The sequence below is a fragment of the Nonomuraea polychroma genome, assembly GCF_004011505.1.
Taxonomy (GTDB): Bacteria; Actinomycetota; Actinomycetes; order Streptosporangiales; family Streptosporangiaceae; genus Nonomuraea; species Nonomuraea polychroma.
The window spans coordinates 9837669-9850023 of the sequence record NZ_SAUN01000001.1 but is presented as its reverse complement, the minus strand read 5'-3'; the positions used below and the strand labels follow the sequence as shown (position 1 = coordinate 9850023).

At 67.6% G+C, this 12355-nt stretch carries 12 protein-coding genes; 6 read left to right on the top strand and 6 right to left on the bottom strand.

Going from position 1 to position 12355, the window contains the following annotated elements:
- Positions 1-488: 488 nt before the first annotated feature.
- Positions 489-695, top strand: coding sequence for a hypothetical protein (locus EDD27_RS45575; RefSeq protein ID WP_127938583.1), 207 nt, complete (start codon positions 489-491; stop codon positions 693-695).
- A 113-nt stretch (positions 696-808) separates the two neighbouring features.
- Here the strand turns inward: EDD27_RS45575 and EDD27_RS57430 are convergent, their stop codons facing one another.
- Both EDD27_RS57430 and EDD27_RS45560 read right to left on the bottom strand, forming a co-directional pair.
- Positions 809-1804, bottom strand: a complete 996-nt coding sequence (locus EDD27_RS57430) for an AraC family transcriptional regulator (RefSeq protein WP_127938581.1) — start codon at positions 1802-1804, stop codon at positions 809-811.
- Between the two features lie 828 nt (positions 1805-2632).
- The gene (locus tag EDD27_RS45560; protein WP_206641951.1) at positions 2633-3583 is read right to left on the bottom strand and encodes a serine hydrolase domain-containing protein; all 951 of its coding nucleotides are present in this window, start codon (positions 3581-3583) and stop codon (positions 2633-2635) included.
- Between the two features lie 210 nt (positions 3584-3793).
- Here EDD27_RS45560 and EDD27_RS45555 point away from each other — a divergent pair, with 210 nt between their 5' ends.
- Entirely contained in the window at positions 3794-4297 is a 504-nt protein-coding gene (locus EDD27_RS45555) for a hypothetical protein (protein WP_127938578.1), read from the top strand.
- A gap of 312 nt (positions 4298-4609) precedes the next feature.
- Here EDD27_RS45555 and EDD27_RS45550 read toward each other — a convergent pair whose 3' ends face one another.
- From EDD27_RS45550 to EDD27_RS55025, 4 genes are all read right to left on the bottom strand, one after another.
- Positions 4610-4876 (bottom strand): hypothetical protein, encoded by a 267-nt coding sequence (locus tag EDD27_RS45550; RefSeq protein ID WP_127938577.1) that lies wholly within the window; start codon positions 4874-4876, stop codon positions 4610-4612.
- Entirely contained in the window at positions 4873-5928 is a 1056-nt protein-coding gene (locus tag EDD27_RS45545) for a winged helix DNA-binding domain-containing protein (RefSeq protein WP_206641950.1), read from the bottom strand. The genes EDD27_RS45550 and EDD27_RS45545 overlap by 4 nt, the downstream gene beginning before the upstream one ends.
- Complete coding sequence (locus tag EDD27_RS45540; RefSeq protein WP_127938575.1) at positions 5925-7037, bottom strand: epoxide hydrolase family protein; 1113 nt, start codon at positions 7035-7037, stop codon at positions 5925-5927. Before EDD27_RS45540 ends, EDD27_RS45545 begins: the two co-directional genes overlap by 4 nt.
- A gap of 556 nt (positions 7038-7593) precedes the next feature.
- Positions 7594-7812, bottom strand: a complete 219-nt coding sequence (locus EDD27_RS55025) for a hypothetical protein (protein ID WP_164904082.1) — start codon at positions 7810-7812, stop codon at positions 7594-7596.
- 595 nt (positions 7813-8407) lie between these two features.
- On the opposite strand from EDD27_RS55025, the gene EDD27_RS55020 reads away from it, so the two are divergent.
- From EDD27_RS55020 to EDD27_RS45525, 4 genes are all read left to right on the top strand, one after another.
- Positions 8408-8923: a DUF5825 family protein gene (locus EDD27_RS55020; RefSeq protein WP_164904081.1), complete on the top strand. Its 516-nt coding sequence runs from the start codon at positions 8408-8410 to the stop codon at positions 8921-8923.
- 11 nt (positions 8924-8934) lie between these two features.
- On the top strand, positions 8935-9981 hold the full coding sequence (locus EDD27_RS45530) for a methyltransferase (protein WP_164904080.1): 1047 nt from the start codon (positions 8935-8937) through the stop codon (positions 9979-9981).
- Positions 9978-10121 carry a hypothetical protein gene (locus EDD27_RS55015; RefSeq protein WP_164904079.1) on the top strand — a complete coding sequence of 48 codons (144 nt, stop codon included), beginning with the start codon at positions 9978-9980 and terminating at the stop codon, positions 10119-10121. The genes EDD27_RS45530 and EDD27_RS55015 overlap by 4 nt, the downstream gene beginning before the upstream one ends.
- A gap of 144 nt (positions 10122-10265) precedes the next feature.
- Positions 10266-12128 (top strand): RiPP maturation radical SAM C-methyltransferase, encoded by a 1863-nt coding sequence (locus EDD27_RS45525; RefSeq protein ID WP_127938568.1) that lies wholly within the window; start codon positions 10266-10268, stop codon positions 12126-12128.
- The last annotated feature ends 227 nt before the right edge of the window (positions 12129-12355 follow it).

Genomic DNA, 12355 nt, shown 5'->3' with positions numbered 1-12355 from the left:
GAGCCAACAGGTAATGGCCGCCGGCGGCGACGATCCACAGGGCGTGGGCGTGCTGGGCGTGGGCCGTGATCTTGAGGTCCGGCAGGTCCGGCAGGTCCGGCAGGTCCGGCAGGTCCGGCAGGTCCGCTCGGGCAGCAGGGGTGTGAACACGGGGATCTTGTTGCTGGTGGCCTCGACCTGCCGCTGGGTCACGACGATCTGGGGTGTCGTGACGGGTGGCGGTCGGCAGGTGAGTCACGCCTTGGCTGGTGTGTGCGCAGGGGTCTTGCCGTCCACGGCCAGGCCAGCGAGCCGGGTCCGGTCCGTGGGTGGGCTGCTTGTGGTGGCGGGGCGGGGTGCAGGCAGTGAGCGAGGCCAGGTGGGTGCAGGTGGCAGTGTCCAAGGCGTCGCCGTCCAGACGGGACGAGTAGCCGTCCCAGGGTGCTGGCGGCTGACCGTATGGTGTCGGGTAGTCGGCTCGGGCGCGCAGGTCTGGGTCGTATCCGGCGATGAACCGGGCGATCTTCGCCAGGGAGGTTGCTCCGCCGAGTACGGCGAGCAAGGATAACGCCAAGCGGGCCGAGCCGGTAGCGGCGTCCCCGGCGGCTGCGTGGGTCCGGGACCGTGTCCAGGACTTCGGCCAGGGCGGGCAGATCGGGCGGGTCGGCGACGGTGACGTGCTCCAGGTGGCGGGCGAGCACGTCGATCGGGGATGATGGCACGCGAACGCAGCCCCTTCTTGATCGACTGGCTCAGACAATCAACGATCATTGGGGTCGTCGTTTGTCCTCTGCAGCCCTGATTGCGCGGCAAGGCAATGCGCGAGGCCTCACTGTGACCCGTACAGGGTGCTGGAGGGCGATCGGCCATATGTCTCCCTGTAGAGGCAGGCGAAGCGGCCCAGATGCGTGAAACCCCAACGCATGGCCACTTCGGTGACAGTGGTCCGAGCGCCTGTCTGGGCGATGCGCACCAGGTCGGCATGGGCGTGCGCCAGTCGCACCTGGCGCAAGTAGGCGAGAGGCGTAGTTTGCAGGTGAGTGCGAAAATCGTGTTGCAGGGTGCGGACGCTCACCCTGGCCGCAGTGGCGATGTCTCCTAGGGTGATCGGTTCAGCGGCGTGTTCTTCGCAGAAGCGGCGCGCGCGTCGAAGTGCTGCGGGGGTCGCTGGGGCACCAGGGTCACCTAGGTCGGCAGAGTAGGTATGGGGTTGTGACCAGAGCAGAGTGTGCAGCAAAAACTGCTCGAAATGATGTTCGGCGAGAGATGAGGCCGCAAAGGGAAACGGTTGGCCTGCCTTAGCCGGGCGGGAAAGTGCGGTGAGTGCTCGCCCCAGGGGGCTCTCGTGGGTGACTTGCGGCTCGAAGTACATATCTTTTTTCGGGGCATCACCGAGCTGATCCTCAAGGACCCGATAGATGAGCACCTCAGGAATCTGGATGATCATGACATCGTGATCGACGCTCCAGTTCATGTCGATGCGCTGCCGAGGGCCGATGATGGTAAGCGGTGCAGCGACATCCTGGCGCCCGACCGTTAGTCGTCCACCACCGATCAACGGCACGTGAATGTTGTAGAAGTCGGGCAGCTCTAGGACTTCGACACGGATTTCTGCCCCGTACGCCAGTGTGTGCCAGACGAAGTTCCCGGAGTGCAGAAGCCTGTACCGGCCACCGTTTGGATGGGTGTTGATGACCTTGAGGCCGTGCGGTGAGAAGTTCTGCGAGACCTGCACTCGCATTTCCTCTACGTCACCTTTGAACATCGAGCCATGCGCGGATGAACCCGGAAGGCTTCCCAAGCTTCGTGATCTCACTTCATTCATGGTCTGGATCCCTCGCTCCAGTAAGCTGGACCTAGCCAATTGGCTGGGCAGAGGCCCGCCAAGCGATCTGGCCTGTGTATTCTCCGCTTCGATCTAATCTATGTATAACCGGTTATAAGTCCGCAAATGGAATCGCATGTTGTCCAGAATGCGCCGCCGCCTGCAGCGCTCGGTGAGTAATCCCCGCCTGGGAGGGCATTGGCAGCGGGCGCGGCGAGAACTGCCGCGCCGACTGCGATGACCGCAGCGACCGCAAAAGACCGAAGGCGTGGAGGCGCATTTCTTCCTCCTGAATCAGGGGCAGCCGACGGACTTGCCGGCTGCCATCCCAGGCGCGCTTTCTCCTTGTTCTCGGGTCATTGACCGGCAATGTCTAAGGCCGTGCCTCAGATCTGCGCAAGGGGCCTTTCCCTTCCGTCCCCTCTCGAATTCGACGACCGGCGCGTAGGACTGCCGTAGGAGCGCTGGGCCAGGCCCTGCTGGCCGGGGCGTCGTAGGCTTTCCACCCGGCCAGTGCACCGCGCGGGCGGCGGCCGGCAGCAGTTGCTGGCGGGCGTGCTCGGTGCGGAAGCGGCCCCGGCACAGCGCGGCCACATCGTTGCGCAGCTACTGGATCAGCCTGTGCGGCCGTGCTGGCCTCGTCGGTGATCACGGCGAGGCGGCCGCCGGGATTGCCCTTGCGGGCGGCAGCGTCGAGGCCTCCAAGGAGGGCTTCGCGAATGGCTTCCCGCTCGGTGTCGGGCAGAGCCATAACGGCGATGAACGCGAACAGCATCCGGCAGCGCATGCGCGAGGTGAAGACCGATCCCATCGTCCAAGGGCTCGGGGTCACAAAGCTCGGACCAGACCCGACGTGAGCTTGTTGTTGATGTCCTCGAGGTTCCATTTCCCCGCCCGATACGCCTGGTTGGTGATCCAGAACACCATCGCCCTCTTGTCGGGGAACCGGGCGAACTCGCCGAAGGACCAGTCGTTGCCGCCGTCATGTTCGGCGACGCGGCCGTGCTCGGTGCGCGGGAGCACTCCCCAGCCGTAGCCGTAGTACACCTTCGCCTTCCGGTCGGTGAGCACTCGCGGGGTGAACAACTCCGCCTTGGCCCGGCGGGACAAGATCGTGTCTGTCTCCAGAGCCCGATGCCAGCGGTACATGTCGCGGGCGGTGGAGAGCATGCCGCCGTTGCCACGCAGGTACCAGTAGGGGCCATCGGCCGCCCAGGGATGCTCGGTGGGCCGCCCTCGTCTGTTGCCGTGCTTGTCGTATTCGATCGCGATCTGGCCTGGCGCCCAGCGGGGCAGCACGTATCCCGTGCTGGTCATGCCGGCGGGGGCAAAAAGGTGCTCAGCCAGGAACCTTTCGTACGAGCTGCCGGACACGCGCTCGACGATGGCGGCCAGCAGACTGTAGCCCACGTTGGAGTAGTGGAACTCGGCTCCCGGCCTTGACCGCAGCGGTGACGCGAGGGCGCGTTGCACCATCGCGTCGCGGGAGACGGGGGCGTAATCGTCGCCGAGGTCACGCAGCCCGGAGGCATGGGTCAGCAGATGGCGCACGGTGATCAGACGCTTGTCGGCCGGCACCGGACCCAGGTGGGCATCGATCCGGTCGGTGGTGTGCAGCTTGCCCATCATCTGCAGCTTCATGATCGCGGCTGCGGTGAACTGCTTGGTGATCGACATGACGTCGTAGGCCGTGTCGCATCGAGCCGGGGTCTTGGTCTCGCGGTCGGCCAGACCGAACCCGGCGCAGTGCACGAGCTTGCCATGGCTGGCCACGGCCACCGTGCCGCCCGGCCCCGTCGGTAACGTTCGATCAAGAAACGACTCGATCCGTTGATGGACCGGGGCAGATGACATAAGTACGCCGGCGAGGGCTGCGCGGAACCAGGTGAAGATCATGCCCTCGACGCTGGCCGGTCCGCGGGCCCGAACTCAAGGAATGTGCTGTTCCAGCTTGTGCGGATCTGTGCGACTCGGCTGTACTACCAGGTTATGAGCACCAGATCAGACGAGCGGTCAGGATGTCCCGACCCCGCTGCCACGCACACCGACGCCGAGTTCGTGGCCGCGCTCCAACGGCTCAAGGCCTGGTCCGGGCGCAGCTACCGCGACATCCAGTCCCATGCGCAGCGGGCCGGCCACCACCTGCCGTACTCGACCGCGGCCGGGATGCTCAAGCGCCAGACGCTGCCCCGCGGGGAGACGGTTACGGCGTTCGTCCGCGGCTGCGGTCTTGACGAGCAGGCGGCCGCGGCGTGGAGCGCCGCCCGCAAGCGACTGGACATGGGCGTGCCACCGGAACAAGAACCGGAACAAGAACCGGAACCGGATTCCGACCGGCCGCGACCGCGACGCCGCTGGCGGGCTGCCGCCGTCGCGGCGGCAGCGACGATGGCCGCCGCTCTGGTGATCGCCACCAATGTTCACCAGACCGAAACCGAGGACATCGTTGTCCAGTCAGATGTTCCGGCACAGCACGTGCGGGTGCTCGACTGAGCTTGTGCTTTAAGTGCGCCACGAGCGCGGAAGGTGAGGTCGTTGTGTAGGTGACCTTGCTGGATGCGGTGCAGTGCAGGAGATTAAGGTCTGGCCCTTCGGCGTCGCCCTGCGGGGGAGACGTCAAACCGCCCTCAAGCTGCGTTGGCTGAAGACCGTCGTGGTGAGCGTTGAGGAAAAGGCGCACGTGATGCGTCAGATGCGGACCGCGAAGGCGAGCGCGAGCGAACCGTCGATGACGCGTCGAAACACGTAGATGACATCGAAACCGGGTGGTTAAAAGGGCCCGGGATGAGCCTGGCGGGTGCCCGTTTATTGGTCAGGTGGTGTCCGGCGTAGAGGCGGCGCGAGCAGCAGCATGTCCTGCTCCAGCCGCTCGTACAGGGAGTAGGCCAGGGTCTGTTCACCGTCCCAGCAGCCCGACGCATCCGCCGCGACGATCACGTGACTGGCGCACTCGCTGATGGCCACGACCCGGGCCTGCGCAAAGGCGGTTTCATACCCGCCCGCGCTGTCCTTGGGGAACTCTTCGAGGTTCGCCGGAGTGTCGGGCAGGATGTCTTGGCACCTCCCCTTCACGCAGTCCGGCTGTCGAGGAATCTGCGCAGCATCTCGGCCTCGGGCTCTACGGCGTCGCGCTCAGCCGACGACAGCGGCGTGAACGGCTCGACGTGGATCTCGCCGGCCCGCAGGCTCCAGATACCACGCCAAATACCGTCCACCAGCAGGGTGCCGGTCCTGGCGCCATTGCCCGGAGGCAACGGTACCTGGCGGTTGTCCGTGATCACGCGGGACCGGTCCGCGTGCGATAGCAGCAGGTTGTCGTATTCGGGCAGGAAGCGGGGCGGCGCGGGGGTGTCCGGGTCTGGCCTCGGTGCGTTGGGCAGGTCGAACAGTTCACGTCCTTCCTCGTCGCGGAACCGGACCAGGTCGAGCCGCTCGATGATCTCACGCAGCCGGGTCAGCCCGGACCAGCGCTGTGCGTCGGCGACGCTTGCGGGACCATATCCGTTCAGATAGCGGCGCACCAGATCCTCGGCTTGCGATTCGGGACTCGGACGTCGACCGAGAAAGGTCTCGATCGTGCTCCACTCCGCCCGACCTGACTGGCCCCACATGCCGCGTGGCGGGACCTGGACCACGGCCAGATGGTGCGTGGCCGCGTACGCCAGAACCTTCGGATCAATGTCCGGCCAGCGTTTCGCAAGCGCCTGCCCCAGCTCGGCGCGAGTACGCGGCTTGTCATCCAGGATGGTCCGGGCGTGCCCCAGCAACTCCGCCTGATCCACTCCATTGAGACGGCCACCGAAGTGGGCGGCGAAGTCCCTTGAGTGCACCGACTCGAAGAGTCGGTGCCAGCTCAGGCAGTCGCGGGCGCTGACCAGGTGCACGGTGTTGCGCATCAACTGCGCGCGTACGGCTGCCCGCTGCACGGTCAGCGCGGACAACTCGGCCGTGCGGAACCCTGCCAGTCGCGTCCACAGGCCGACGTACGGTGCGAGCGGCGCCTGCGACTGCATCCCCGCCAGGTGCTCAATTGCCTCCAGCGCCGGCAGCTCAACACGCTCCAGCAGGAACTGGCGCGCCAGCGTGGCCCGGTTCAGACCACGCCGACTCAACAGCTGCGTCACCTTAGACCGTCGAAGAAAACGGACAGGTCCTCGGCCAGCTGCTCGGGCGCCTCCATCGCCGGGAAGTGCCGGCCGCGGTCGTGCTCCACCCAGTGTGTGCCCTCGGCAGGGTCGATCAGGCGCCGCACCGTCGCGTCAGCACCGAACACCGAATATCCCTGCGGCACCGAAGGCGGGGCTCCCCAGTCCTGCGAGTGGGCCTGCTCGTACAGGAACCGGGCAGCAGACACGCCCGTGCCCGTGAACCAGTACACACTGATGTTGGTGAGCAGCTGGTCGGTGTCAATCGGCAGGCTCGTCCAGCTGTCGAAGCTCTCCGCGATCCAGGCGAGCTGCATGGCCGGCGAATCGGTCAGGCCGTACCCTATGGTTTGCGGGCGAGTATTCTGAATCGCCAGGTAGCCCGAGTCGTTTCGGCGGAAATCCTCCATCCGCTGCAGGGCTAGCTTGTCGATCGCATCCTCCGGGTTCAGCTTGTCCGCCAGCCACGGTACGAAGGTCGCGCTGGCCGCCGCGGTGTACGGGTCGGTGACGATGTGGACACCGGCTACATGCTCGCCGTCCAGCCCGCTGACCGTGCCCGAGATGGCGGAACCCACGTCGCCGCCGTGCACGCCGTAGTGTTCGTAGCCGAGCCTGGCCATCAGTTCCACCCAGGCCCGCGCGGTGCGGCCCATCGCCCAGCCGGGCTCCCCGACCGGCGCGGAGAAGCCGAAACCCGGCAGGGACGGGATCACGACGTGGAAACCGCGCTCCAGCAGATCTGGTATCAGCTTTTCGAACTCAACGAACGAGCTCGGGTAGCCGTGTGTGATCAGCAGCGGGAGCGCGTCCTGCCGACTGGACCTCACGTTCAGGAAGTGGATGCGCTGGCCGTCGATTTCGGTGGTGAACTGCGGGAACCGGTTCAGCCTCTCCTCGGCGGCCCGCCAGTCGTATTCGGTGCGCCAGTACTCGGCTAGGTCCTTGACCCGGTCCAGCGGGATGCCTTGGCGCCAGTCGGCGTCGCGCATTTGGTCCGGCCAGCGGGTATGGGTGAGCCGGGCGATCAGGTCGTCGAGGTCGGACTGCGGGATGTCGATCTGGAACGGCTCGATCAGTTTGCTCATGTCTTTCTCCAAGCACGTGGTCTTGCTGTGGGCCCACTTCTTCGCGCGCAGGAAGCGTACTCAGGCGAGCCGTTGTTCGTAGAGCTGGTCGCCCGGCCGCGGGAGGTGCCCGATATGAAGGGCACAATTACCCGTGTTTTCGAGATTCCGGATAGATATCGCATCGGACGCGCGGTGACACAGAACGCGGTGAATCACGCGTCCGATGCGCTGGTTAAGGCGCGGTGATGGCGCGGCCCTCATCGCCGCGTTCGCCGACGAGCGTGACGAGGCCGGCCGCCGCCTGGTCGTGCGCAACGGTCACCACGCCCCGCGCGAGACAATGGGCAGCAGCATAAGCGCCCAAAGGCGCCAACCTGGCACGCGACCTCCCATGAACCGCACCGACCCGATGCCGGTCGATGGAATGCCGGACACGCGAGACTGGCCGGCGCCTTTGACTATGGAGGTCCGGCTTCGCCAGCGAAACCTCGGTCCGGACGACGACGCCGTCAAGCGCCACCCAGAATCAGCCCGGCTACGAGGCAGGGCACGGCAGAACCTCAGTTTCTGCGGCTCATCCGAACTTCATGGATGCCGTGGACACGCCTCCGCCGTTCGCCCAATGGCGGGAGTCAGGGGCGGCGAGAATCGAATAATCGCGGTTCTCTACCGAGAAGTCGCGGTTGTCGGCTGAGAAGTCGCGGTTCTCGGCGCTCGCCGGAGCGGCGGCAAACGCGAGTCCAGCCCCGGTGAACGCTAAGGTCGCGGCCAGGGCGAGAACGGTCTTGCGCACTTTTTCTCCTGATGCTCGTGTCTCTCGGTCTCCTGCGGTGGATCGTACGGAGAGCTGGAATGCCGGGCTATCCGGTAAGTGAGCGGCCTGCGGCGCGATCCGGATACCGGACGATCGTTTCCGGAACGGGCCGCGCGTCACGGGCGTGCAATTTGTCGTCCAACCGGTGATTTCACGGCCGTCTGTGAGGTCACTCGCCACCGTGGCGGAGCTTCCACGCGTTCCGCCGCGTTGACGCAGGTGCGACGGAGGTCGGAGATGGCGTCTCAATTACCGGCCGCGGCGAGGGCCGGAAGTTCACCCGCGGTGGTCCTGCAACGGGCGCACGATGACCTGCTGGACCTGGCCGCCTCGGGTCGCGTCCCGGCACCGTCACCGACGTCGCGCTGCGCTGAGGGTTCACGCACACGGGCCGGGTTCTCGAACGTGTACCGCGCGGCGTACGGCCGGTCTCCCTCGGCCACGCTCAAAGGCGCGCGTTGACCAAGGCAGGGATGTCCGTTTTGCGCGGCAGGCTCCGCACTTAACGGATAGACCTCGAATGATGATCGGGTCAGACTTCTCATGACTCGTGCATCACCCGCGTGGAGGTCGCGTGACAAGAGCCCAGCCGCTTTCCCTGGAGGACGACCTCCCCTCGAACCTGGCCGTCCGATGGGATGACGCGCCTGTCGCGCTCGGCGCTGTCGCCGCGCTGCGCGACGCGTTCGGCACGGGCCGCGTGCTGAACTGGCGCGCCGAGGCGATGCCGCGGACCGTCGTCCCGCTCCTGTGGCATCTCCCGCCTCCCGAGAACGCGGCACCGGATTTCGCTGAATGGCGCTCGGTCTTCCGGCCGGGGCTGTGCTACTACCGACGCGGGCCCGGGTTCGTCCAGGTCAAGGACGTGCGGGACCCGGAGGAGGCGGGGAGCTTCACCATCGACGAGCCGCACGTCCTGAGGGCGTTCCTCCGGTGCCTCCGGCCGACCGCGCTCACCGACCTGGACGCCCTCGAACGCGACGCGGCCGAGGCGTTGCTCGACGAACGGCTCCTGCTGCGCGCCGGCGACCAGGTGGTCGTCCTCCCCTACCGCATGCGGCGCTGGCCGGTGCCCGCAATGGGGCTGTGAGGGGCGAGCGGATGAGCACCAACGACGAGACCCAGGGCGCGGCCGAGGCGGGAGCCCGGGCCGAGCTACTCAAGATGATCTTCGGGTTCCGCTTCTCCCAGGTGGTCCACACCGCGGTCCGGCTTGGGATCGCCGACCACCTCGCGGACGGCGAGAAGACGGTCGCGCGGCTCGCCCAGGCGACCGGGACGCACCCGCCGACCCTGCACCGGCTGCTGCGCGCACTCGCGGCCTTGGACATCATCATCGAGACGGCCGCCGATTCGTACCGGCTCGGCGCGCTCGGACGGCCCCTGCGCTTCGGGGCGGAGAACTCGGTGACGGCCCTGACGCTGAGCGCCGGGGACGACATGGCGTGGCGAGCCTGGGGGGAGCTCACGCACAGCGTCCGTACGGGTGAGCCCGCCTTCGACCACCTCGCCGGAATGAACAACTTCGCGTACATGGCCGGCCGTCCGGAGCTGGCGGCGGCCTACCACGAGGCCGCGCGGCGGGACACCGCCGACCTCGCTCCGGCGCTGGCCACCCACGTGGACTTCTCGCGGTTCAAGAAGGTCGTGGACGTGGGCGGCGGGGCGGGCGCGCTACTCGCCGAGATCCTGCGCCGCGAGCCCGGCGTGCGCGGCGTCCTCTTCGACACCCCCGCCGGTCTCGCGTCCGCGCCGCGCGTCCTGGCCGAGGCGGGCGTCGCGGAGCGATGCGAGATCGTCGCGGGAGACTTCATGGAGGAGGTCCCCGAGGGGGGCGACGCCTACGTGCTCAAGTACGTCCTGCTCGACTGGGACGACGACGGCGCCCGGACGATCCTCGCCAACTGCCGCCGCGCCATGCCCGAGCACGCGGCCCTCATCGTCGTCGAGCTCATGCTGCCCGATCGCCCGGACTCCTGGACGGCCGTGGGAGACCTCGACCTGCTGGTGACCACGGGCGGCAGGGAGCGCACCGAAGCGGAGTTCGAGGCGCTCCTGCGGTCGGCGGGCCTCGAACCCGCCTCGGTGCGGGCGCTGCCGGACGAGGCCCATTTCAAGGTGATCGAGGCGAAGGAGGTGAGAACATGATTGCCACCACTCTGAAGAAGACCCGCATCCGGCCGTCCAAGTACTGCCGTTCGGTGCGGATCACCATGGGTCAGGCCCGGAAGGACGCGGCCCCCGCGGGTGAGGCCGTCTCGGAACGTCGGGCGCGCGGTACCGACTGAACGACGAGGTGACGGCGAGAAGGCCACCGAGGCGCGGACCGGCCTTCTCGCTCCCTCGACCGGCCTCCCCGGCTGACCGGCGCCCGGCGCCCGGCGCCCGGCGCGCCACCGGACCACCTTCGTGTCGAATGGAGCGGACGCAAGATGCGGCTGACACTCGCGGCGATGCCCTGGCAGGCGATCAACCGGCCCTCGCTGCCCCTCGGGCTGCTCCACGGCCTGGTCGCGCGGGACTGCCCGGAAGTCGAGGTCACCGAATACCACGGCGGCGTGCGCTGGGCGGAGCACCTGTTCGCGGCCGACGCGACGCCGCCGTCGTACTACACCGAGATCGCCGACACCGGGGTCTTCCATGGCCTGGGAGACCTGATCTTCGCCGGATGCCTGTACGACGACCCGGGCCGGGGCGCGGACGCGCTGGAGCGCGTCGCTGCGACGTACAACTTCGACGCCGCAGGCATCCTGCGGATGCACGAGCTCACCACCGGATTCGTCGAGGAGGTGGCGGCCGAGATCCTGGCGTCCGGCCCTGACGTGGTCGGGTTCTCCACCACCTTCATGCAGAACGCGGCCAGCCTCGCGCTCGCCCGCCGGATCAAGGGTCTGCGGCCCGAGGTGACCGTCGTGTTCGGCGGCGCCAACTGCGACGGGCCGATGGGCGCCGCCCTGCACCGCAACCACCGGTTCGTCGACCTGGTCGTCCGCGGCGAGGCGGAACAGGTGTTCCCGGCCCTGCTCACCCGGCTCGGCGAGGACGCCCTGCGCGGAGACTTCGCCGACATCCCCGGCGTCTGCTGGTGGGACGGCGACCGCTCCGTGGCCAACGTCCAGCCGGCGCACAGCGTGCCTCCCGGCCTGATCCCCATCCCTGACTACACCGCCTGGCAGGACGCGTTCGAACGCTCGCCGCTGCGCGAGTACCTCACGCCGGAACTGGTCGTCGAGAGCTCGCGCGGCTGCTGGTGGGGCGAGAAGCACCACTGCACGTTCTGCGGCCTCAACGGATCGCTCATGCGGTTCCGCAGCAAGTCCGCCGAACAGTTCTGGACGGAGCTGAGCACCCTGGTGGAACGCCACCAGATCCTCGACGTGATCACCGTCGACAACATCCTCGACATGGGTTACCTGAAGACCCTGCTCCCCCGCATGGCCGAGGCCGACTGGGACCTGCGAGTCTTCTACGAGATCAAGTCCAACCTGCGCGGCGATCAGATCGCGGCGCTCGCCGAGGCCGGGATCGTCCTGCTCCAGCCCGGGATCGAGAGCCTGAGCGGCAGGGTGCTCGGCCTCATGGACAAGGGGGTGGACGGCGTGACCAACGTCCGGCTCCTCCGCGACTGCGAGGACAACCACGTCACCTGCGAGTGGAACTACCTGTACGGCTTCCCCGGGGAGCGGCCCGAGGACTACCTCAACGTGATCGACCAGATCCCGGCGCTGGTCCACCTGCAGCCGCCCTCGTACTCCCAGCGCATCATCCTCGAACGCTACAGTCCCTACTTCGAGCGTCCCGAGCTGGGCTTCGCCCGCCGCGAGCCCGCCGCCTTCTACCGCGACATCTATGACCTCCCCGAGAGCGAGCTCGCCGACCTCGTCTACTTCTTCGACTGCGACGACGCCGGGATCGGCGAGGACGTCGTGGCGGACCTCATGGCCGCGCTCCGCCGGTGGCGGCGCGACTACCCGCACTCCTCGCTGGTCGCCGAGGACGACGGCGCCGAGATCTTGATCACCGACCATCGCGCGGGATGGCCGGGGGCCCGGCACCGGTTGACCGGCTGGCGGGCCAACGCCTACCGGGGACTGCGCCGACGCCGCACGGTCAACGGGCTGTGCTCCCACCTGGGGGAGCTGGGCCATGACGTCGGCGCCGCCGCTGTCGAGGCGTGGCTGCGCGACGCGCTCCGGGACGGCCTCGTGTTCGTCGACGACAGCGCCTGGGTCGCGCTCGCGACAGCTCGGATCCCACAGAAGGTGATCATGAGCGAGGCCGCCGCAGCCAGGTAGCCGTCCCACCCAGCGGCCGGCCCGGCTCAGGACGCGGTGGGCAAGGCTTTCCCCTCCGGCTCGGGGACGTGGCTGCGCTCGACAAAGTCATGCGGTCCCCCTCGAAAATAGGATCGTGCACTGGCCTGGGCTTCTCTGCTGACTCAAGCCGCGCGGGTGTGCTCGTTGATGAGGCCGCCGAGGATCGGTTTGCGCCGGATGCGTCGCGCATCAAGGTCGTATTTCGC

Coding starts and splice junctions, on each gene's coding strand:
- EDD27_RS45575 (WP_127938583.1), top strand. CDS start 489: ATGAACCGGGCGATCTTCGCCAGGGAGGTTGCTCCGCCGAGTACGGCG.
- EDD27_RS57430 (WP_127938581.1), bottom strand. CDS start 1,804: ATGAATGAAGTGAGATCACGAAGCTTGGGAAGCCTTCCGGGTTCATCC.
- EDD27_RS45555 (WP_127938578.1), top strand. CDS start 3,794: ATGAGCACCAGATCAGACGAGCGGTCAGGATGTCCCGACCCCGCTGCC.
- EDD27_RS45540 (WP_127938575.1), bottom strand. CDS start 7,037: ATGAGCAAACTGATCGAGCCGTTCCAGATCGACATCCCGCAGTCCGAC.
- EDD27_RS45530 (WP_164904080.1), top strand. CDS start 8,935: ATGAGCACCAACGACGAGACCCAGGGCGCGGCCGAGGCGGGAGCCCGG.
- EDD27_RS55015 (WP_164904079.1), top strand. CDS start 9,978: ATGATTGCCACCACTCTGAAGAAGACCCGCATCCGGCCGTCCAAGTAC.
- EDD27_RS45525 (WP_127938568.1), top strand. CDS start 10,266: ATGCGGCTGACACTCGCGGCGATGCCCTGGCAGGCGATCAACCGGCCC.